This is a genomic window from Leptolyngbya sp. FACHB-261 (genome assembly GCF_014696065.1).
Taxonomy (GTDB): domain Bacteria; phylum Cyanobacteriota; class Cyanobacteriia; order FACHB-261; family FACHB-261; genus FACHB-261.
Genome location: NZ_JACJPL010000031.1, coordinates 73158 through 94511, shown reverse-complemented (window position 1 = coordinate 94511; position 21354 = coordinate 73158). Strand labels below are relative to the sequence as shown.

Sequence of the window (21354 nt, the reverse complement as noted above, 5' to 3'; positions counted from 1 at the left end):
ACAGCAGAGGAGTGACACAGTTGGGTAGTTCGCAGATTTCCACGACTGAAAGTGCTTCGCAAACAGAGCCAACCGTCACTCCACTCGCGTCCGACCAGCCCCCTCCCCAGTGTGAACGGTTTGCTCCAGAGTCAGACACGATTGTGGCCGCCCCCGAGGTAGCTGTAAAGTCTAAGCCTTCAGTCGTTGAACAGAATGAACCCGTTGAACAGGCTGTTGTAGCCAGCGCAGCTCCAGAGCCTATATCTACGCCTATACCAACCTTATTAATTGAGCCGCCGCAGTCGGTTGCAAGCTCCAAGCCTCGCTTACTTGACTGGTGGCATTGGAAGCTGTTACTGAGTGTGGTTGCCCTGCTCTCGGTTGGAGCTGGGACTTTGTTAGCGGTGGTTAAACCATTAGGCGGTCTGCCCTGGAGTGCTCCGGAGCAGCGGTCGCAATCCCCCTTAGATTTTCTACGCAACAGCTTCCGCTACCAGCTGTCGCGTCCAGTCACTGTGCTCGTTATGGGCATTGACCGAGTCCCAGATGCACCTGCTGGCTCTAAGGAGGTTTTTAACGGGCGCAGCGATACGATGCTGCTCTTGCGTTTTGACCCAGCTGGGAGTTTGGATCCAGCCAATCCTGATGCCAGCGCTAAAGGTGTGCCAGTTCTTAATCTTCTGTCAATTCCACGCGATACCAGGGTCGATATCCCAGGGGTCGGTATTAGCAAGATTAACTCGGCTAATGCGGCCGGTGGTCCTACCCTAGCTGCGCAGACGGTTAGTGAAACCCTGAACGGAGTTCAGATTGACCGCTACTTGCGTTTGGATACTAGCGCTTTAGTAGACTTAGTAGATCTCCTGGGTGGGGTACGAGTATATGTCCCCAAGCGCATGCGCTATGTGGATCAAACCCAGAAGCTCAATATTGATCTGCAACCGGGTTGGCAGACTCTGAACGGGACTCAGGCCATGCACTTCGCCCGCTTCCGCCAGGACGACTACGGCGATATTGGTCGGGTGCAACGGCAGCAAGTTCTACTGAAAGCGCTGAGTGCCAAGTTAACGGATCCAACGACGCTGGCCCGTATTCCGCAGGTACTCTCGTTGATGCCGAAGTATCTCGATACCAATCTCAGTGCTCAAGAGTTGCTATCTCTGGCTTACTTTGGCATTGCCCTAAAGTCAGAACAGATCAATATGGTTATGCTGCCTGGTGAGTTTGGCTCTCCTGCAACCTATGGAGCCAGTTATTGGCTGCTGGACGAAGCAGCTCGAGACCGGGTTGTAAAACAGTTTTTTGAGGTAGAACCAGGCAGCGACCAATCAGAAGTTCGTCCTCAAGAGTTGCGCATTGCCATTCAGAGCGCCAGTAAAGCTCCTCAGGCTGCCCGTAGCTTGGCTGATTACCTGGCTTCGCAAGGGTTTTACAATGTCTCAGTTGCCCCTGATTGGCCTGAGGCACAGTCTGAAACGGAGGTTTTGGCCCAGCGTGGTGATGTTCAAGGCGCCGAGGCAATCCGCAAGGTTTTGGGTTTAGGTAAGGTGAGCGTTCAGTCCACGGGCGATATCGAGTCGGATGTAACAATTCGGGTTGGTGACGATTGGCAGCCCCCTCAGGCTGAACCAACCCCTAAAGCTGAGGCTTCCTAAGCCTGAGGTAGGGATGGCCTGGTCTAGCGGCTGGGCACTCAAATAACTGCATCAAGTCTGCTGACCAAGTGCGCTCATACCGTGTTAGTATCAGAAATGTCTTGATAACTCAGTCTTCTGTTGACTGATTTTTCAAGCGCTTATTCCAAGTGAAACCTCTTGAGTCACTCGGGTAAGGTGCGGCGGGCGTAGCCAAGTGGTTAAGGCAGTGGATTGTGGTTCCACCATTCGGGGGTTCAAGTCCCCTCGCTCGCCCTCTAAGCGTTAAATCGCTAATAGGAAGAGGGGAGCTGATTATTCAATCAGCTCCCCTCTTTGTTGGCATATAAGGAACAAATGGGTTAATTTCCCAGCTTCTGTGTGCTGTCCTTGTCTAGAAGAAGATATTTAGTAGCCCGATAGCTTGACCAGAACGGCCAAATTATCGGGCTTCATAGATGGGCGATACTGGATTCGAACCAGTGACCCCTTCCGTGTGAAGGAAGTGCGCTACCACTGTGCTAATCGCCCATGGCCAACACTGACTCTTACAACCTTCTTAAGAAGGTGTTCAGTGTATGACGCATCTCAGCTTAGCAAAGAAAGGCGCAAATTAGAAACTGACTTTCCGAGACAGATTTTACTCCTCCCGTAGGCCACTAGAGAGAGCCTCTCTTAGGCTGGACTACCCACTCGAGCCTGCTGATCATTAGCTCGATCATAGATGAAGCTGACGAAGCCTTCCGCTGTACCTCGGATTTCAAACTTGCGCTTACGGTCGGACTCCAAACGGTTAAGGGCATTGGCCAATTCCTGAGCCAAAGCCTCAAACTCAGACTGTCCAGATGGACGGCGCTTCAGACGCTTGAGATCGACTCGGTTTTCCCATAAAGGAATCGCTTGCGCGAATGCCTCCGAAACCACCGTAGCCTCTGTTAGCGCTTTGCGGATCTTGGCCGCCAAGTCTCGGTGGTAGTTGAGATTAGGCACACCTCGAACTGGCCCAGAGCGAGGCTCTGTCGTTGTCGGTTCAGATGTTCGCTCAAGCGGTATGGGAGGCATCTCGATGTTGACGATTTCAACAACTTCTTCATGCAGTTGAGAGAGCCGCCGCTTAATTTTTAGCTCGTTCTCTACTAAACTGCGGTACTGCTCCTCTAATTCAAGGTCAGCCCGAAAGTTTTCGATCTGCTCAATTGACTTCTGCTCAGCCTCAATCTGACGGAGGACTTCTCCTAACCGGGTACGATATTCTTTCTTGATTTCGGAAATTCTATCCTCTCTGCGCCGCTTATAGTCCGCATGAGGACGAGATTTACTAGTATCGACAGAATCCTTCTTACGGACGCTCCAAATCATAGACTCCGGCTTATCTTCAATATTTCCTGTTCACTCAAATTTAAGAGAGCTGTTCACTACCTATAACCAGGATTTTATCATAGTAAACCCTAAGATACGGTTTTCCTGAGGCAGTCTCTAGGCATTTTCTGCTTGGTCTCTAGGCATCTGGTGCCTAGTTGAAGGTTTTATACCAGGTCTTCGGTAGAAATAGAACAGACACTGTTATGATGTCTGGACTTCAATCAGCCACTGGTACTGATTTGCCCTGCTCTACAGCCTGGGCTCTGAGTCCTGCAATTTACAGTCTTGCCTGAAGGGGCAGCGACTGCTGGGGTAACTGTTTTGTTCCGACTCATCCTGAAGAAGTACTAGAACCAGCCACTACACTCCAATTGCCTATAGGTTTGATCGTAGTTTTTCATTCCCCCCTCGTTGCTCTTAAGCAACTTTTCTAATCTATAGAGGCAATATCAGGATAAGGACATCATCCAATTGGGTCAGAATATGATCCTTTTCGCTCAGTTCATGCAAGATTAAGCGTAAAGATTATACTGACTGGCGTATTTGCCCTCTGTAGACTAACTTTCGTCCTGTGACTTATCGTAACCCTGCTCCAACTGTAGATATCATCATTGAGCTGATCGACCGACCTCATCGGCCACTCGTGCTAATCGAGCGTCGACATGAACCACTGGGTTGGGCAATACCTGGTGGCTTTATAGACTACGGTGAAAGCGTAGAAGCAGCAGCTCGACGCGAGGCTCTTGAGGAAACCTCACTCGTGGTGGAGCTGTTGGAACAGTTTCAAGTCTACTCCGCGCCGGAGAGGGATCCTCGCCAACATACAATCAGTGTTGTTTTTCTGGCGACTGCGGTAGGCGAACCTCAGGCAGCAGATGATGCTAAAAGCCTAGCAGTCTTTGAACCTTGGCAGCTTCCCAGCAAGCTCTGCTTTGATCATAGCCAGATTTTGCGAGATTACTTGCGCTATCGCTACTACAGAGTCCGTCCTCGTCTGGATCAGCAAGGGCAAGCCTGAGCTCGAATTTCTCAATCAACTATACGGATGCGACGCAAATTACCTGAATGATCAGGCATTGCTTGGGCCATATCCTTGATGGCTGCGCCCTAGCTCGCCTTTGCATTCGTGCTTCTATATTCGTGATGGAGATTTAAGAACATGCGCTCACAGGGTCTGGAGTCTGCCAGTCATTCCCTCGGGCGAGGCTACACAACCTCGCTGGAATTGGCCTGTAATGAAGTTTGTCAGACCGATGTTTTCCAGCAAACGGTCACGCAATTGCAGGCCCAACTGGGCAGTGCCACCACCGAAGTCAAGGAGTTGCTCGAACAGGTCGCTCTAACCTCTGCTCAGTTAGGCTTTCACCGAGGACTGGCGCAGGCCCAGGCCCACGCTCCCATGTCTAATGCCATGTCTAAAGTCAAAGTTAGATCCAAACCCGCTCAGGCTAAGCCTCAACCTCAGCCCCCACAACAACCTCGCCTCCGCCGCAATCAAAGCCGGGAAGCTATTCAAGCCACCCAGAGTGAGGCCCTGCGCCGTCTAGGTGAGCAGCTCCGCGAAGCCCGTTTGGCTCAAGGGCTGTCTTTGATGATGGTACACAGTCGTACGCTAGTGCCCCTCTATCACCTTGAGTCGCTAGAAACAGGACAAGTGGAAAAGCTACCAGAAGTTGTCTATGTGCGCGGCTTCATCCGTCGGATCGCTCCTTTATTGGGCTTAGACGGCAATATGCTGTCCGCACAAATTCCCGATTCTGACCCGGTCTATAACGTTGTTCCCTCCTGGCACCACCCATCGGTTCAAGCTGACTATTCGATCTATGCCTACGCCTGTTGTGTAGCTGTGACCGTGGGTGCCTTGGGGAGCGTGCCCTATTTTGCCCAAATTGAAGCAACACCCAATTCCGATAACGGCAGCCATCAACAACAGTTGCCTGCTCAACCCAGCATGGCTCCAGATACTTCAGAGCCTTCTGCTATGGGTGTTACAGCACCGGAGGTTATTCAATCTTCTACTCCAGAGCGCTTGCGCCTAGGCTAGATAGGCTCTCATCTGCCTGAGCTTATCCGTCTAAGTTTGTCCTCCTCACTGACCACCCAACCGGGTGGTTTTTTTATCGTGACTTGTCAAAATCTATCAAATATAGTACAAATGTACTAACAAGGTCTTTGCTCGAACCGAGATTTTGTTTGCTCTAGCTTCCCATAGGTATTAGGTCCACAGAGCTCTGGGTGCACAGAAATGAGCTGCTGTTCGAGAGGTGCTGTTCGAGATTTTGTTTGAGACGCTACCAGTAGAGGGATGCTCAATGCTTTATGCCATTTCAAGAGCCAGGGCAAATGCTGCTAGGCCCTCTCTGCCTAGGCTACCGGTCTTGCAATCTCTATCTCCCACTACTGCTACGAGTTCTTCACTCTTGGCCCTTCAGGAGCAGTCTCCTCTGACTACAGCGCTGGTGACTGTACCGCTCATTCCTGGCGCTGTGCCTATAGATGGCAAAGGGTGGTCACTTCTGGTGCAGCGTTTAGCAAGGTTGCAAGCGCAACGCAGTGCTGCACTCACCTGTGGCGATCTCCCGACTTACTTACGTCTGAACGGACGCATTCACAGAATTCAGCGACGCTTGTTGAGCCAGATACGGGACTCTCCATTAGCACCGCGACGTCGGCAGCGGGTCGGTAAGCTAAAGCGGCTCATGCTGCGTCTACAGCAATGGTTTAAGCCTAATGCTTTGCACCCTCGCTCACCCCAAAACCGGTTGAGCTATCCCAGCTCCGGTCGGAGCTTCTAGCAGCCACTCGCCTGGCGTGGGCTGGACGGCTGTTGTTTGTTGGTTCTGTTACCCTTGGTACCCACTATGTTTCAGCCTGTTCCGACCTCTGCGCAAGAAGTTGCTGCCAGCTCTGTTCTCAAGCGATTTGTGGTCAGCCCTAACCGTTCAGCCCCTTTAACCTGGGTTGTTTCTGGATTAGCGGGCTCTGGTAAGAGCAGCTTGCTGTTGAGTTTTCCTCGTCCACTCGTCATCGACGTGGAGGGTAGTACCCACCACAAACAGATCCCTCCAGGCGCGACTGTAGCGGAAGTCCGCAATTGGGCTGATTTCTGTGCCCTGGTCGAGGCGCTGAAACAAGACTGCCCGTTTGAAACCGTTGCCTTAGATACGTTGGATGCGCTCTGGGTCTTGCTTGCAGGTCACGATCCCCAGTGGCAAGAGCATGGGCGCTTGTACACGTCTTTTAAAGGGACTTTGGAGACATTGCGCGGCTTGGGTGTACATCTAGCTCTGAGTGCACATGTACAGCGCGTAGTGGTACCGGGTCGATCTGGCAGCCGCGAGCCGTTGCGTCAATATCGAGTCGATCTGCGCGAAAAACTGCGCTTGTGGCTAGAAGGCTGGGCAGATGTGGTGCTGTATCTCTCAGAAAGCAGCGGACGTTATAGCTTGATCAGCCGCCCTAGTCAGGAGGCCTTTGCCAAAGACCGAACCGGTCGCCTGGGACGCACTCTACAAGGAACACCCGAAGAGAATCGGGCAGCGTTGTGGAAAAGCTTGGGGCTAGATCGAGTTGACGTGCCAGCCAAGCTAGCTCCTAACTCCCAGCTTTTAGCCTCAGTCGAACCCGATCTGCTGGAGCTATTTAATCAAGAGCGTCGCCGCGCAGGACTCAGCATTGATGAAGTGCGGGCATTTCTCAATCGTCGCTTTCAAGGGAAGACTGCCCGCGATCTCAGTCCTCAAGAGTGCGAACAGTTTCTGACCTGGCTGCGCTCTCAAACGACTAAGGCGTCTTAGCGGTGCCGTTGGAGCCTGCTTTCTTAAATCAGGTAACCAACCTGGGTGCCTACCTATCAGTACTCAGGTTGCCTAGACGACTGGAGCATGATGAGAGAGGAGAGCAATCTTTCAATCTCAATCGCTAGCCCCGGACGAGCACATCAGCATGAGTACAGCAGACAGTGAACAAAGTAAAAGCGCTCGCGGTACAGCCGCTCGCATGCGTCAGGCCAAAGCACGCCGTAAGCGGCTGATTGCCTTGGGTGTTGCTGGTATCTCTACCGCTCTAGTTGCCGTGGGCGCGGGAGTTCTGCTGCAGAAGCAGCAAGAGATATCTAAAAGTACACCCCAAAACGCGATTGGCGAGAATGCTCCGGTTGAACGCAATTGGCCAGCTGCTTGGGCCAGTAATGCCTCCGCTCGTCCCTTAGGCACCGAAATTAATGGCATTACTTGTGATGCTGCCGAAGGGGTAGTCGAGCACACTCATCAATATTTGAACTTTGTGGTGGACGGTAAGACTGTTTATGCGCCGGCCAACGTTGGAATCAACCCGCAAGGACCTTGCCTCTATTGGTTACATTCTCATAGCCCAGATGGCATTATCCATGTCGAAGCTCCTCAGAAACGTTCGTTTGTTCTGGGCCAATTCCTGGATATTTGGCGTTCCACAAACACGGTAGACCAGAACCTACTGAGTTCGGTGGTGGCTGCGGCAAAGCCCAGCCAAGTTTGGCTCAATGGCAGCCTCTATCAGGGTAATCCTTGGGAGATTCCCTTGACTGAGAAGGCGCAAATTACTGTGGTTTACGGTAAACCGATTACGCAGCCAGTGCCCTTTACGTTTCCATCTGGGCTTTAGTCGCGCTCCCTTCCTGATTGGCTGGAAGGCAGTGAACTGGAAGTAGGATAGCCAGCAGTGAAAATCTAGGAGTAAAAATTAGGCGTGGGCAGCTGATCATTGAGAGCCCAATCGCCCACATCCCGCACTTTGTAATCAACAGGATCGTGCAGGGTGAAGGTGCGCAGGTTACGCCAGTAACGATCAAATCGGTATTTAGCTGCCGTGGACCGGCTGCCCATGACCTCAAAGATCCGGCTAGTGACGTCCAGGCCAATGCGGGTGGCTGAGATTTTAGCAATGGCGATCGCGAGGGCACATTCTCCTCGCTGCTCAGCCGTGAGTTGCTCTCCCTGCTCCCAAGCCGTTTGTACCAACTGGGTTGCTTTATCGACTAAGGCTTCAGCTCCACTCAGATTCGTCCACATCTCGCCGTAGTGTTGCAGGATGTAAGGATCTTCAGTGGCCTGCTCGACCCCTGAGGTCAACCAGGGTCTCGTGGTGCTGGCAGTGTACTGCTTTGCCGCAGCAAAGGCACCCTGAGCAATTCCTAAATAGATATTGGCGAAGGTAATTTGTGTCAGGCAGGAGCGCAGAGTGCCAAAAGGACTGCCGAAGGGACCGGGCGGTCCCAAAATTTCGCTAGCTTCAACTAAAACGTTGTCGAATGTAATGCTGCCACTATCCGTTTGGCGCTGACCCATATTGTCCCAGTCGTCATGGACTGTGATACCCGCACGCGCCGTAGGCACAACTACAACGGCCAATTTGGTGTCGCCCTCGCGCACGGCTGACACTGGAATGAGATCGGAATCTTTGGAGCCAGAGCAAAAGCTTTTGGTCCCATTGAGTCGAAACTGTTTTCCCTCTGCTGTTAAAGTCACACGCCGATCTAGAGGGTTAAATGCATTGCACCAAAACCAATTATTGCGGGTGGTTTGTAAGTAGTAGCGCTCTTTCTGTTCGGGAGTACCAAACAGGTGGGGGACCACTACGCTGAGGTGATGGTAGGAGAAAATATGAGCAATCGAACTGTCAACCTTGGCAAACTCCCGCACGATGCCCAAGGTTTGAACCCAGGTTGTCCCTATCCCCCCATATTCTTGAGGAACCATGAGCTTCAGTAGGCCGCTCTGGCGCAATTGATCGCGTTCATGCTGGGCTGTGCCTCCCTTGGCATCCCGTTCTGCCGCTGTTGTGGCAAATTCCTGGGCTAAGGCTTTTGCCACAGCGTTGTAATCTGTTAACTCTTGAGTGGCTAGTTGCATACTGAAAATACGGTTATGAGTGCAGCGGCGGCTTGGGCCCAGACCATCCTACTTAGATAGGCTTTCGTTGGAGTTTGGGAGGTGGAGGTTGGCTAAACCTCAGCCAAGGGTGAATCAGTAAACGATAGATCTAATTCGCTCAGTAGTCGTTCCTTCCAATGCTGAAAACTCAGCTCGGTTCGCTTGCGTGGCCTGGGAAGGTTGGGCACAAACTCTTGATGGATTCGGCCTGGATTGCCTCGCATAACCACAACTCGATCGCTCAAAACTAGAGCCTCTTCGATGTCGTGAGTCACTAGAATCATGGTTGGCTGATCATCTTGCCAAATTTCTAAGAGATGTTCCTGCAACTTCATGCGAGTAAAGGCATCCAGAGCGCTGAAAGGCTCATCCAGTAGCAAAATCGAGGGTTGAGTTACCAGAGCTCTGGCAATCGCAGCTCGTTGGGCCATACCACCCGACAGCTGACGCGGTAGGGCCTGGGCAAATTCGACTAAGCCTACCTTGGCAATTGCCTCGTGAGCCAGTCTTTCCTGTTCAGCTTTGACTAATTTTCTCAAACCAAATTTTACATTTTCTTGCACCGTTAACCAGGGCATTAGCCGAGGTTCTTGGAAAATAATGCCGATCTCAGGGTGGGGTTCAATAATAGCTTGGTTACCAATCCAAACTCCTCCTGAAGTTGGCGTGTCCAGACCTGAGATAATGCGCAGCAAGGTGCTTTTGCCACAGCCGCTTGTTCCCACTAAGCTGACCACTTCGCCAGGCTGGACTCGCAGATTAATTGATGCCAAGGCAGTGAAGCCGTTGTCAAATTGTTTGTGAATCTCGTCCAGCCTCAGCATAAATTTCTCAACAAATTTTGCATAATTTTTTAGTTTGCCAGCTCTTGATTGACCCTGGATTTTAGGAGCGTGAGCCGTATGAGTCTTGCCACTTCAGCAGGCGCTGTCCAAAATGCGCGAGAACTGCATCGGTCAATTTGCCAAAAACAGCAAACAGAAGAATGCTCGCCAGAATCATTGCGGGGCGGCCTGTGGCTTGTCCATCAGTCATCAGGAAACCTAAACCCTGACTGGCCCCCATAATTTCTGCCGCAACCACGAACATCCAACCTAGCCCTAATCCGCCCCGCAAACCGAGAATGTAAGCGGGCAGTGTTGCCGGTAAAAAAACACGGCGAACCAGCTGAAATCCCTTCAAGCGGTAGATGCGGCCAACCTCGACTAGCTTGCGGTCAACATTCTGAATGCCGCTCATTAAATTGAGATAGATCGGAAAGAAAACACCCACCGCAATCAAGGCTATTTTTGAAGTTTCATAAATGCCCATCCATAGAATAAACAGCGGCACCCAGGCCAGCGAAGGGATATTGCGCAGGGCTTGCAACAGAGGATCTAGTAACTGACGCGCAGCGTGCGAATAACCAGTTAGCGCGCCTAAAATCGTTGCCAAACCCGCACCCACTAAAAAACCTAGCAAGAGCCGAGAAAGAGTAGCACCAATGTGGTGTAGTAAATCGCCGTCTACTGCTAAGTCAACAATAGTTAGCAGCACTACCGAAGGAGCTGGCAGTAAATTGGCTGCAAACACGCCAGTTCGCGACAGAATCTCCCACAGGATCAGCAAGATGGCAGGCACAATCAGCCCAGTTGCCCAGTTCAACCTTGAGCTTTGTCTGCCTTTGCGTTTGCTCAATAGTTGTAATGGGTTGGATGCCTTGGATAGAACAGTATTGCTTGGGCGCGGGCTTGAAAACCATCCTGCTGATTTACGGGAGTTGCTCATGCTCGGTTCACTTATTGCTGAGAAACTTTGGTGACATATTGCGGATCAATCAGCTCGTCCACAGTTTTTTGCACGTCTGTGGAGGCTTGAATCACTCCACTCTTTTTCAGAACATCACCAGCCGCGTTGATCGCCTGCTTCTGGGTGTCGCCAATTGTTGAGTTGTCTAAACCAACGCGTTCGAGCTGCTTAGTCGCAACTGGGTCGCTGAGCTTGGCCTCTCTGGCCCAAATTGCCTTGAGGTCAGCGCGATTTTCTAGAGACCACTTGCGTGCCTTCTCATAGGCTCGAATCACCCGCTCGACTGATTCTGGATGCTCTTTAGCGAATGCTTCTCGCACATTGAGTACACCGTAAGTATTCCAATCCGGGTTGCGGAAGAACAGGCGAGAGCCTTTTTCAACTTCCGTCTTAGCCATATGCGGATCTAAACCAGCCCAAGCATCCACATCGCCTTTTTCTAAGGCGGCTCTGCCATCCGCATGCTGCAGCTGAATCAGCTCAACATCTTTCTCACTTAAGCCAACACTGTCGAGGGCCCGCAGCAAGAAGACATAGGGATCTGTGCCACGGGTAGCTGCCAGCCGTTTGCCTTTCAAGTCTTCCAATTTGTTAATGCTGGAATTGGCTTGAGTAACTAACGCGGTCCATTCCGGCTTGGAGTAGACATAAACAGATTTGATCGGGTTGCCATTCGCTTTGCCAATCAAAGCTGCGGCACCAGCGGTGGAACCGAAATCAATACTGTTGCTGTTGAGAAACTCCAGTGCTTTGTTGCTGCCCTGACTGAGGACCCACTCAACTTTGACGCCGTCTTGTGCAAACTCCTCTTCCAGCCATTTCTTCTCTTTCAAAACTAGGCTGAGCGGGTTGTAGTAGGCATAGTCTACGCGAACTGTGGCTAGCGCATCGGCAGTTGAACTACGGCAACCACTCACTACACTGAATACAAACGCCGCCGCTAAAAATAGACATACGAATTGCCGCTTGATCGGCAAAATTAGCTTTCTCATCGTCTCACGTCCAACAGATTTTGATTCAACAGGTCATTCAACAGGTTTTCGAAATCCAGTCCGTGCTCCCCATGAAATGGGGTGAGCTACAAAGCTATTGCAACCACTCCCCTCTAGGTTTTCACCGCTCCAGCTAGAACAAGATATTTTGCAGGAGCAGAACTCAAGGATTGGTCCCTCATGCTGCCCTTACTGCTGGGCCCAGTGGCGTAGGTTTTGCTAGCCGTCGTCATCGTCGCCCCACAAATGAGAAAAACTGTGCCAGTAGCGCCCCCCTCTGCAGATGTGTAATACCTGTGGGGCGGAGGATAATCTACGGTAATATGGGCGAAATACCGTGCTTATCGCAGGGTCAAGCGGCAGTTTCTCACAGGCCGGGGCAAAAAGCAAGTGAGAGTTATACTCGAACTGAATTGTTGGCCCGAATTACCGGCTGAGTGACCGTTCAGCGGCCAGAATTGGCTCTAGGTCCATTTACAGCCGCCTATATAAATGTAGAAGTGCTGGGCAATAACAGGATGTGGATTCTGTAGCGGAAGTCCTTGCGCCAAAAATTGGGGCAAACCCGAGAGATTGTCCCAACAGGGTTTTCTCAAGCCACAAGGGCATAATTCGCCCGTTAAGCTGTAATTCTAATGAGTTGACGTTTAGCTTCCAGAATTCTCCCAATCGAGATTGCTTAAGCAGGAGCCAATTCCGGAACAGGGAAGGTTTCGCCGCGTAGGTAAGCCTTGAAATGACGCTTAAAATAGAACCACGACGTCATATTTTTCTGCGCTAAACGTAGCTCTGGCGCATTGCGATACAGAGGAATGCGCGTGTCAATTTCTTCCTGTATTACCTGAGGTAGATCGGTGAATTTTTCGACTTTGCTGCCGCAGGCACTATAAATTAGTTGTCCCTGTCTAGCTCCCATTTTCATCCAGGGCAACCAGGGGCCGAGCCGATGCCAGGAGATTGAAACGTTCTTAATTGAAATTGTCTGAGGATCTAAAAGCTCTTGAGTCGGTACTGTTAGTTTAAAAAACTCTGCAGCTTTATAGTTTGATTCTGGGCTGTACTCCGAGAAGCGCTCATCCCCAGCCAGGGGATTGGGATAATCTAAAAACATATCGAAAATAAAAGTGGTCGCATCACCTGCCACTGTTGCTGGGTAGTTTCCCTGGAGACAAATCTGTACCGGATTGTTGGCAACATGCACGACTGGTAGCCACTCATCGGTCCAGGGATTTTGCCAGTTCCGTACAATTTCGCCTGTGTGAATATCAGTGTAATAAGTTAGCTCTCGCGATACAAAATTCCAGGTGCCATCCTGATTCTCAATGCAGCGCCCCACGTTCATGCCAACAATGTTGAAGAGATGCTTTCGGGCTTCGCCAGGAACCAGAGCGTAGAGAGAACCTGTCCAGGTAGTGAGTACTTGTGTCTCATCAATTGCACCACGGACCTTAACGAGGTCTCTAGCGCTGAAATCGCAGTTGACCAATGATTGGCTCATGACACACTCCAAGATCTCTTGTATTGACAAGCCCTATCAAGCTAGTAGTATAGCAACAAGTTTTACAATTCTTTACATTGGCCTTTAGGGGGATTTAGCGGCGGCATAGAACTTAAGGGCTAGCCGTTGTCCCCCTCGTATCAACCAACTCAGCTAGAACTCAAACCTCAGTAAGAAGCAGTATGGGCCTATAGGTAGAGGACTCCAACTGCAAAGCCTCAAGCTTCTTGCGCCTAAGGAGCAGTCAGAGTCGATGGACCCGAGTTAAAGCCTTGGCTATTCAACTAAAACAGGAGAGCCGTAGAGGTCGGGTTGCTGAAATAAGCGCATTTTGCCGGGGTTTAAGATACCGCGTGGGTCCGTTCGATGCTTGAAGGATAGTTGAACTGGATTGCCGGCATCATGCCCCCCGTCTTCAAGGATGTAAGTGTGCGGATTGTAGACAAAGACACCGATTGACTCGCAGTAATCGATCATTTCTTGAAGTCGTTCCCGAGTGCTGTAGCGGATAATCGGCAGCGCCCAGCACTGCACGTTGCCCTGAAATCGCACCATCTCACTGTGTAGCAGGAACTCATCGCCAAATTTGGTCTTCAGCAATTGCATCTGCTCTAAACTGCCTGTGCGATTGGCGGTGAAGCCACACTGCAAGTAGGTCAGGGCGTCATCCTGTTTTTTGGCCCATAAAGTAGTGTGGTTCCAGGTTGCGTCACTAAAGGTTGGGCTGCCTTTGCCATATAGGGGAGCTTCACCGGTCACTTCCCCCCCATGTTCAGCAACTAGCAACTTGGCTTCAGGCAGATCTGTGGGTGAGATCAGCAGCAGCACAGTGTGCAAATCTGGGTTGGCGTAGCCAGCAATGGGCTTTTCATAGGCCACGATCGGCTGCTCTAAGCCTGCAATCATGCGCTTTTGAATACCAGTGGCGCAGGCAACAGCCCAGGTGAAGTCGTGCGCCGCCTGCCAGCTGCCAAACCCAGCTGCCAACTGCTGCCAGTCTACCCGAGGGGCTAAAGGCATATCGACTTGAGTAATGATGCCGTTGGTGCCATAGGCATGAAGGGCTTGGTCGATCTCGGGTCCCCGCAATTCCAGAATTTGCGGCTCGGCTTCAGCTGTGATCAGACGCAGCGCACGCAGGTTGCCTCGATCACGCAGGACACCGTGAGCAATACTACCAATGCCCCCACTGCCACCAGCCACAAAGCCACCAATACTAGCTGTACCGATGGTGCTGGGGTACATACGCAGTTCTAGACCCTGCTGACGCCCCTCCTGCTCAATCGTGCTGAGTTTGACCCCTGGCTCAGCGATCACGCCGCCGTTACTGAATGCCAGGATCTGGTTCATCGGCTTGAGATCGAGCAGAACCCCGCCATACAAAGGCACAATCTGGCCGTAATTGCCGGTACCCAAGCCTCGAGCAGTGATCGGCACTCGATGCTGATAGGTCAAGCGCAGCAGCGCGACGATTTGCGCTTCTGTGGTGCATTGCACCACAACATCGGCCCGCTTGTCGGCCAATTGCTCTTTCAGCCAGGGGCTGTACCAGTAATAGTCTTTGGATAAACGCTCCAGGCTACCGAAATCGGTGAGTATCGCTCCAACCGGAACAATATCTTGCAGTGCCTGAAGAAATTCAGCAGAGACGCTCATGGACCGACCCTCAGTTGCCTTTTAAGTACACAATCTCACATGTACCTGTGACACTAGCTTTGTGCGCCTTTAGCAACTGATATGTGTGATACGCAAAATTCTGACGGCTTGGCACACCTCCCAACCAAGGTCGAGTGCTCTGTTCTGCCGCCAGAATTTTGATCAAAGTTAAATCAAGACACGACCAAAGTTGATTAAGAGTACAACATATGATCCCGCATCATGGACCGAGCATCGGAGGTCAGCATTTGTTCTCTGCTCATCGAGCTAGCATCAGCAGTCAGCATGTGATTCCTGCTGGAGCCAGACTTGCCCAAGCCACGTACATCATACTGATTGTCAGAAGGGTTAATCACACTTGAAGCCGTCAGCATATGCTTCTTGCTCATCGAGTCAGCATCAGCCGTCAGCATGTGATTCCTGCTGGAGTTTGAACTATCAGACTGGTTAGGATTGGTCACATTTGAAGCCGTCAGCATGTGCTTCTTGCTCATCGAGCCAGCATCAGCCGTCAGCATGTGATTTCTGCTGGAGTTTGAACTATCAGACTGGTTAGAAGACCTAACGCTATCTGAGGCCGTCAGCATATGGCGTACGGAAGGAGTTTCGCTTAGTTGGATTCCTTGATTCACAGTGACTGCGCCAAGGCCAAGTAAAGCGGCAAAAGCAAGCGTTTTGAAAGTAATTTGCATTGAAGTTAATGTCCTTAAAGCCACAAACGATTTGGAAAACATGAACACGGTTTAAAGCGTTCTTAATGTACTCAAGATAACCAGTTTGCCACTCCCGCTTCCTAAATCTTGCGAGATAGATTAAGGGAATCACAAGGAGGATCCAAGGCACTGAAAGCCGGAATCATCCGAAAAATGTTGGTTGATTCACCCAAGCCATTGATCAAAACAGACCAAGCAAGATGAGGTGGGCCGGGGAAAAGTAGCTCAAAGTATCCTGTTACCTCTGCCCTATCGGAGGGCAGCTAATCACGATTTAGAACTGACATCTATGCACTTGCCCCTTCTCTTGAGGGCCACTACCTGACTCATGTCCCGGTAGGTTCAGTTCCCTACAACTACCAGATAATAGCCCCTTCTTAAGAGCTGTAGATTTGATTGCTGAACAGCCAGCAGTGAGAGTGATACAACCCGCTGTAACGGGCTACACCTCAGCAATTGGGAAAGGGTCTAGCGGAGTGCGCTGGATCTCAGTCAACTCAGCCGTGGCACTGTAACCTTGACTAGTCGCACTGGCGATCAGTTGCGGATGATCTCTAACTCAACAGGGCTGCATCTAAGTGTGAGCTTCAACCAATAAGCCTATGATTGGAGCCAACTCTAGCCTGTCAGGCAAAGTTCTCAGATCCAGCCAGAACAAGGTAGGGGCAGCTTCCAAGACCGTAGAGGCGGCAAGCTCACAATCAATGACGGCAGACAAGATGGCAGACAAACGGTCGGAGCGACTTTACGGGCAACGAGCCCGTCTGGCACTGATGACCCTCATCTTAAGTCTTTGTCTGAGACTTCATTTGCCATGGCAAGACACACGCTAGGTCTGAACGGTCTGAAATTTTGCCATAACCTCCAGGTTTGTTCCTGGGGTGAGCAAAAACTTCTCAGTTTGCCTCTAGGATTTCACAGAGTCTATACATATCCTTCCAGTGATGTCTCCTATAACAGTAACGATCGACTGCTAGGTAGTTGACACAGTATGCTGTCTGTTTCCTCTGACTGCCCCAACTCATCCCTACCTGCCGTCTCGGTGATTGTGCCGGTATTTGACGGGGCTGTCGATCTGCCCGAGCTATTGGCAGGGCTAGACCGTCAGTCCTACCCAGTGGAGCAGTTGGAAGTCCTCATAGTCGATAACAATTCCAATGACAGCAGCCGTGAGCTCGTCACCGAACATTGCCGTCAACGGCCTCACTTCAAGCTGTTGAGCGAAACAGAGATCCAGAGCTCCTATGCTGCCCGTAACACCGGCATTCGGGCTGCTCAAGGTGAGATCTTGGCTTTTACTGATGCCGACTGTCGGCCTGAGCCAGGTTGGCTTTCGGCTTTGGTTGCCCCCTTTGTCGATCCGGCAGTTGGCTTGGTGGCAGGAGAAATTTTGGCGGTAGCCAGTGAAGGCTTGCTCGAACAATACGCGGAGCGGCAGCAAGTGCTATCGCAACGACACACGCTCGCCCACCCGCAAGGACCCTATGGACAAACTGCAAACTTGGCAGTGCGGCGAGAAGCGTTGCTAGAGGCTGGTCTGTTTCGACCCTATCTGACTACCGGCGGGGATGCAGACCTGTGCTGGCGGGTGCAAAACAGTGGGCAATGGCGCCTAGAAGCGGCTCCTGAGGCTGTGGTACGCCATCGGCATCGGACTACCCTATCGGAGTTTCGCAAGCAGTGGCGACGGTATGGACGCTCCAATCGCTACCTGCACAGCTTGCATGGCATCCCGTTACAGCGTGAGCCGACTTTGCAGGAATACAGTTACCGGACACTGCGTTGGTTGCTGAAAGAGCTGCCGCAGGCTAGCCTCAAGCTGCTACGGGGTCAGGCTGGTGTTGTCGATCTGCTTGGCACCCCTATCGATTTAGTGGGACGGCAAGCGCGGGCCTACGGCCAGAAGACAGCACAACTACCAGATAATGCTCGCGAAATTCCATCGCTAGCCCTGCCCCCCGCTTCAGATCGCCAGTCAACGCTCCGTGCCGACCCTCTGAGCTTCTCCTCATGACCCGACCTGCTATGGCTGCTGGCTTGCAATTCAACCGCTCCCGGGTGCGTCTGTCGCTGGAATTGCTGCTGGTAGCGGCGATCGTGATCGGCGTTGTCCTGCGTCTGCTCAACTTGGGCACCCGCGAGTTTTGGTATGACGAGGTCGTTTCGCTCAATATTGCGGCAGGCCAGCTCAGTGCCTATGACGGACCTAGCGCGATTCCAGCCCCGACGCCCTTGTCAGACTACTTGACAGTTTTGGGATTGCCGGCGGAATCGAGCTTGAAGGATAGCGTCAAAACCCTAGTCGGCCTGCTCAAGAGTCTGCTAGGAGGCGAACCTCATCCCCTGCTGTTTTTTCTGAGCCAACACTTCTGGCTTCGCCTATTTGGCAACAGTGAGGTTGCCACTCGCAGCTTGAGCGCTTTGTGCAGCATCGCTGCTATGGGCTGTGCCTATGGCTTAGGCCGAGTCGTCAGCGGTCATCGCAGCGGTTTGTTGCTGGCGGCACTGCTAGGAGTTAATCCGTTTTACTTTTTCCACTCACTCAATCTGCGCATGTATGCGCCGGTTGTCTTGTGGGCAACGCTCGGCGCTTGGGCGCTGCTCTATATCATTAAGCACCAGCAGACATCCTTACTTAGCAGCTGGCCACAGCAGCTCCTTTGGAGCGGTCTGCTCGCAGGATCAGTGGCGGCTGGTTTGTTAACGCTTTACCTGTTTGCCTACTGGCTCATTGCCCTAGCCGCAGTTGTGCTTTATCTAGACCGACGGCATTGGTGGCAGCACGGCTTGCGTTTGGGGGCTGGGGTACTGCTAACAGTGCCCTGGGCGCTGTGGGGAACAGTAAAGCAATTACGCAATGCTGATGTGGATCGCTTCTCAACTCCGGCTGGATTCTGGGCTGCTAACCTGGAGCATTTGCAAAACACCGCGCAGGTTCTAGGCATTCACCTGCTTGTCGGGGACTGGGTGACTAGTCTGCCTGACTGGATGACGACTTTGGCAGGCGTCTTGGTTGGGAGCGCGTTCCTCATAGTCAGTTGGAGTCTCTGGCAACGGGGCGAGCGACAAATGCTGATCGTGGCCCTGTTGCTGGGACTGCTACCTCTGGGCCTAGCCTTGGCTGTAGACGTACTGGGACGCAAGACAACCCTGGGCTTTGGCATGGGCCGGGCCATGATCTTCATGCTGCCAGGCTGTCTGCTGCTAATTACCCTAAGCGTAGAACGATTGGCTGGACGTTGGCGTGAGGCCGTAGCACTGGCTTTGGTGCTGCTGTACTTGACAATTAGCGTTGGTGACTTCAGCCTCAGACAGCGTCAAGGAATGCATGTTCTGGCTGATGTCATCGCCCAGGAGCCGACCACTCCCACGCTGATTGCCATGAGCTCACGCGCACGCGGTCATATCTTGCGTTTGGCCTATTACCTCGACCCATCAGCTCCCGTCATGTTGCTGGCCCAGGCTGCCCCGAAGGTAGTGAGTGCACTTAGAACCGCAGCAATTGAGTATCCTCGCGTTATTTGGCTCGATAGCGTGAAGCCCTCATTCTTTGATCAGCCAGCGACCGAGGCCGAGCAGCAGGAGGTTCAGCAGATTCTCAAAGCGGCTGGGCTCCAGCCAGTCCAGAGTCAAATGCTGACGGGTACCATGCCTCTAGACGAATTCAAGATGAGCCTTTATAGCCGCCCGCTCAACTGAGGATCCTCAATGCAGTTTCGATTGCCCTCCCTCATGGCCGGTTCCCCATGCCCTTAGCTCTCAAGAAAACCGGAATGTCACCTTTACGGGTGCTAACCGTGGCTGGCCTGCTATTGATCTCGGTGGGCAGTCTATTGTGGCTGCGCGGCACCCTGTTACGCCCTAAAGCGGTGGCTTCTGTAGCTGTGTTTTATCCAGAAAACATTGGCAATGACCCAGAGAACGCTGAAGCAAGCTGTCAGACTACGGTTCGCCTCTTGAGGGAAGGCCAATTACCACTGGCTAAGGATTCGACTGCAACCATCAGCCTGAAACCCGATTGGAGAGCACAGACCGGGCGTTCCAAGTACTTCATGTTCAATTTGCACAGCCTGCGCTTTCTGGAGTGCTTGGTTCAGGCAGGTGAAACAGGCGATACTCAGGCTTTAGACCAGGCCAAGCAGGTCGTCCTCGATTGGCAGGCCCAAAATCCCTTGAAGGGAGCAGTGACAGACTGGACCTGGAAAGATAACAAGGACGGCTGGGAGGAGCACGCCACCTCGTGGCGCTCGATCCTTCTGAGCTATCTGTACCGGGTTTCGGCACAAGCTCCCCAGGCAGATCCAGATTTCCAGAAGCGGCTGAGCGACTTAGCTGAGACTCAAGGGCAATTACTCAGCCGCAACGAAATTTACATGCCTGATCACAACCACGGCCTCAACAATGCCATGGCGCTCCTGGCTCTAGGCACAACCTTTCGGGAGCTACCCGAGTCCAGAGGCTGGGTCGATCTGGCTCTGGAGCGGGCTGAGCAACAGATGCGCGATAACGTCGCCCCAGATGGCATTCAGTTAGAGCAGTCAGGCGTTTATCACTTCTACACCCTGCGGACATTTCTAGAAATTGCCCACGTCGCCGAAGCATTAGAACGACCCATGTCGCTGGCCTATCGCCAAAAGCTCGATCAGATGCTGGGGGCTGCGGCTCTTATGGCAGGGTCCAATGGCAAGGTGGAGGGTTTACCTTACAGCGAGCCTGACCAGAACTTGACCGATCACTACCTCAAGCACTGGGCTGAGCTAGATCTAGGACCTGATACGCCTGGACGGCGGCTCTTAGAGCAGGTCAGACAAGGCAAGACACAACGACGGTTAGCCGTCTACAAAGAAGGCGGCTACAGTTTTTTTGAGGCTCGTCCCGCTCAAGATTTAGAAATTGTCTTTCACACGCGAATTCTGGATGCGCCCCATGCTCACCAAGATGCACTTGGGGTCACTGCCATGCTTGGCGACCAACCGCTCCTAGTCATTCCCTCTGCCAACTTGCCCAAAAGTGATGACTATTTCCTCGGGCCTCAAGCTCACAACACTGTGCAAGTAGGCAAATTAGAGCAGAAGCCAACAGTCAAAGGACCGCAGGGCCCATTGGTGTCCTTTCTGAAGTGGAATAAGCTTCAGGGTGCCGCGCAGAAGCTGGGCTTGGATGATTGGCTGTTGGCAGAGCGTCGCCGTTTAGGTGCAGATGAATTGTCATTGCGACAGAAAGCGGTGGACAACGGTGGCAAGGTCTTGGCCTTTGGTAGTAGCCCCAGTCTGGACTATGTCACCGCTGAGCAACGCACCTATGACGATGTGACCCATATCCGCAGCGTTGCTCGGATTGGCTCACGCTATCTCTTGGTTTGGGACCGGCTACAAGGCAAGGAAAGCCACGACTACACTCAGACCTTTCACTTCAGCCCCCAAGCGCAGATGCAGGTTGAGGGCAGTACGGGTAGCGCCCAACAGAATGGACAAACCCTTGCTCGCTTCGTGCAACTACAAGCAGGGGTAGGCAGCAATCTCTGCCGGGGTCAGCAGACTCCTCAACCTTGTGGCTGGTATCGCGACTCGACCGGGCATACTCAGCCCACAGCTGCCCTGCGCTACACCGCTCAGGGTGAACAGGCAGAGTTTCTTTGGGTTCTATCGGCGGAGGCGGAGCCCTTCACCGCTCAAGTGAAAACGGTAGGAACTGAGAAACCCTACCAAGTCCTGACCCTGTCAGGTAAAGGCGGTAGTTTCCAAATTCGTTTAGAGGACTTGACCTTGAGGCTAGAGAATGCATCGAGATAAACAGCCCTGCTTAGCGGGCAACCTAGCC

The 21354-nt window shown here is 52.2% G+C and carries 17 protein-coding genes and 2 tRNA genes; 10 read left to right on the top strand and 9 right to left on the bottom strand.

The genetic code is table 11. The features are described from left to right. Positions 1 to 20: 20 nt before the first annotated feature. Both H6F94_RS25565 and H6F94_RS25560 read left to right on the top strand, forming a co-directional pair. Positions 21 to 1637, top strand: a complete 1617-nt coding sequence (locus H6F94_RS25565) for an LCP family protein (protein ID WP_190805107.1) — start codon at positions 21 to 23, stop codon at positions 1635 to 1637. A 182-nt stretch (positions 1638 to 1819) separates the two neighbouring features. Then, positions 1820 to 1892, top strand: a tRNA-His gene (locus tag H6F94_RS25560). 183 nt (positions 1893 to 2075) lie between these two features. Here the strand turns inward: H6F94_RS25560 and H6F94_RS25555 are convergent. Both H6F94_RS25555 and H6F94_RS25550 read right to left on the bottom strand, forming a co-directional pair. Continuing rightward, positions 2076 to 2147 (bottom strand) — tRNA-Val (locus H6F94_RS25555). A gap of 144 nt (positions 2148 to 2291) precedes the next feature. Further along, complete coding sequence (locus H6F94_RS25550) at positions 2292 to 2975, bottom strand: hypothetical protein (protein WP_190805106.1); 684 nt, start codon at positions 2973 to 2975, stop codon at positions 2292 to 2294. A 574-nt stretch (positions 2976 to 3549) separates the two neighbouring features. On the opposite strand from H6F94_RS25550, the gene H6F94_RS25545 reads away from it, so the two are divergent. The 5 genes from H6F94_RS25545 (at position 3550) to H6F94_RS25525 (ending at position 7619) form a co-directional block, all read left to right on the top strand. Next, entirely contained in the window at positions 3550 to 3996 is a 447-nt protein-coding gene (locus tag H6F94_RS25545; RefSeq protein ID WP_190805105.1) for an NUDIX domain-containing protein, read from the top strand. Between the two features lie 141 nt (positions 3997 to 4137). Beyond that, positions 4138 to 5022, top strand: coding sequence for a helix-turn-helix domain-containing protein (locus H6F94_RS25540; protein ID WP_190805104.1), 885 nt, complete (start codon positions 4138 to 4140; stop codon positions 5020 to 5022). A gap of 334 nt (positions 5023 to 5356) precedes the next feature. Further along, the gene (locus H6F94_RS25535; RefSeq protein ID WP_190805103.1) at positions 5357 to 5773 is read left to right on the top strand and encodes a hypothetical protein; all 417 of its coding nucleotides are present in this window, start codon (positions 5357 to 5359) and stop codon (positions 5771 to 5773) included. Between the two features lie 66 nt (positions 5774 to 5839). Further along, positions 5840 to 6775: an ATP-binding protein gene (locus H6F94_RS25530; protein WP_190805102.1), complete on the top strand. Its 936-nt coding sequence runs from the start codon at positions 5840 to 5842 to the stop codon at positions 6773 to 6775. A 148-nt stretch (positions 6776 to 6923) separates the two neighbouring features. Further along, on the top strand, positions 6924 to 7619 hold the full coding sequence (locus H6F94_RS25525; RefSeq protein WP_190805101.1) for a hypothetical protein: 696 nt from the start codon (positions 6924 to 6926) through the stop codon (positions 7617 to 7619). 65 nt (positions 7620 to 7684) lie between these two features. Here H6F94_RS25525 and H6F94_RS25520 read toward each other — a convergent pair whose 3' ends face one another. The 7 genes from H6F94_RS25520 to H6F94_RS25490 form a co-directional block, all read right to left on the bottom strand. Next, positions 7685 to 8866 carry an acyl-CoA dehydrogenase family protein gene (locus H6F94_RS25520; protein ID WP_190805100.1) on the bottom strand — a complete coding sequence of 394 codons (1182 nt, stop codon included), beginning with the start codon at positions 8864 to 8866 and terminating at the stop codon, positions 7685 to 7687. 92 nt (positions 8867 to 8958) lie between these two features. Continuing rightward, on the bottom strand, positions 8959 to 9711 hold the full coding sequence (locus H6F94_RS25515) for an ABC transporter ATP-binding protein (RefSeq protein ID WP_190805099.1): 753 nt from the start codon (positions 9709 to 9711) through the stop codon (positions 8959 to 8961). Positions 9712 to 9772: 61 nt separating this feature from the next. Continuing rightward, positions 9773 to 10531 (bottom strand): ABC transporter permease, encoded by a 759-nt coding sequence (locus H6F94_RS25510; RefSeq protein ID WP_242041423.1) that lies wholly within the window; start codon positions 10529 to 10531, stop codon positions 9773 to 9775. 134 nt (positions 10532 to 10665) lie between these two features. Then, a complete protein-coding gene (locus H6F94_RS25505; RefSeq protein WP_190805097.1) occupies positions 10666 to 11667 on the bottom strand; it encodes an aliphatic sulfonate ABC transporter substrate-binding protein in 1002 nt (333 codons plus the stop codon). A gap of 679 nt (positions 11668 to 12346) precedes the next feature. Further along, complete coding sequence (locus H6F94_RS25500) at positions 12347 to 13165, bottom strand: DUF1838 domain-containing protein (RefSeq protein WP_190805096.1); 819 nt, start codon at positions 13163 to 13165, stop codon at positions 12347 to 12349. A 276-nt stretch (positions 13166 to 13441) separates the two neighbouring features. After that, positions 13442 to 14821, bottom strand: a complete 1380-nt coding sequence (locus H6F94_RS25495) for an FAD-binding oxidoreductase (protein WP_190805095.1) — start codon at positions 14819 to 14821, stop codon at positions 13442 to 13444. 194 nt (positions 14822 to 15015) lie between these two features. Continuing rightward, on the bottom strand, positions 15016 to 15555 hold the full coding sequence (locus H6F94_RS25490) for a hypothetical protein (RefSeq protein WP_190805094.1): 540 nt from the start codon (positions 15553 to 15555) through the stop codon (positions 15016 to 15018). A gap of 970 nt (positions 15556 to 16525) precedes the next feature. Between H6F94_RS25490 and H6F94_RS25485 the strand changes: the two genes are divergently transcribed. The 3 genes from H6F94_RS25485 to H6F94_RS25475 are packed head-to-tail and all read left to right on the top strand — an operon-like array spanning position 16526 to position 21326. Next, positions 16526 to 17548 (top strand): glycosyltransferase family 2 protein, encoded by a 1023-nt coding sequence (locus H6F94_RS25485; protein WP_190805093.1) that lies wholly within the window; start codon positions 16526 to 16528, stop codon positions 17546 to 17548. Next, on the top strand, positions 17545 to 19233 hold the full coding sequence (locus tag H6F94_RS25480) for a glycosyltransferase family 39 protein (protein WP_242041422.1): 1689 nt from the start codon (positions 17545 to 17547) through the stop codon (positions 19231 to 19233). The genes H6F94_RS25485 and H6F94_RS25480 overlap by 4 nt, the downstream gene beginning before the upstream one ends. A 47-nt stretch (positions 19234 to 19280) precedes the next feature. Beyond that, positions 19281 to 21326, top strand: a complete 2046-nt coding sequence (locus H6F94_RS25475) for a heparinase II/III family protein (protein ID WP_190805092.1) — start codon at positions 19281 to 19283, stop codon at positions 21324 to 21326. Positions 21327 to 21354: the final 28 nt, after the last annotated feature.

Coding starts and splice junctions, on each gene's coding strand:
- H6F94_RS25550 (WP_190805106.1), bottom strand. CDS start 2,975: ATGATTTGGAGCGTCCGTAAGAAGGATTCTGTCGATACTAGTAAATCT.
- H6F94_RS25540 (WP_190805104.1), top strand. CDS start 4,138: ATGCGCTCACAGGGTCTGGAGTCTGCCAGTCATTCCCTCGGGCGAGGC.
- H6F94_RS25530 (WP_190805102.1), top strand. CDS start 5,840: ATGTTTCAGCCTGTTCCGACCTCTGCGCAAGAAGTTGCTGCCAGCTCT.
- H6F94_RS25525 (WP_190805101.1), top strand. CDS start 6,924: ATGAGTACAGCAGACAGTGAACAAAGTAAAAGCGCTCGCGGTACAGCC.
- H6F94_RS25520 (WP_190805100.1), bottom strand. CDS start 8,866: ATGCAACTAGCCACTCAAGAGTTAACAGATTACAACGCTGTGGCAAAA.
- H6F94_RS25515 (WP_190805099.1), bottom strand. CDS start 9,711: ATGCTGAGGCTGGACGAGATTCACAAACAATTTGACAACGGCTTCACT.
- H6F94_RS25505 (WP_190805097.1), bottom strand. CDS start 11,667: ATGAGAAAGCTAATTTTGCCGATCAAGCGGCAATTCGTATGTCTATTT.
- H6F94_RS25500 (WP_190805096.1), bottom strand. CDS start 13,165: ATGAGCCAATCATTGGTCAACTGCGATTTCAGCGCTAGAGACCTCGTT.
- H6F94_RS25495 (WP_190805095.1), bottom strand. CDS start 14,821: ATGAGCGTCTCTGCTGAATTTCTTCAGGCACTGCAAGATATTGTTCCG.
- H6F94_RS25490 (WP_190805094.1), bottom strand. CDS start 15,555: ATGTTTTCCAAATCGTTTGTGGCTTTAAGGACATTAACTTCAATGCAA.
- H6F94_RS25485 (WP_190805093.1), top strand. CDS start 16,526: ATGCTGTCTGTTTCCTCTGACTGCCCCAACTCATCCCTACCTGCCGTC.
- H6F94_RS25480 (WP_242041422.1), top strand. CDS start 17,545: ATGACCCGACCTGCTATGGCTGCTGGCTTGCAATTCAACCGCTCCCGG.
- H6F94_RS25475 (WP_190805092.1), top strand. CDS start 19,281: ATGCCCTTAGCTCTCAAGAAAACCGGAATGTCACCTTTACGGGTGCTA.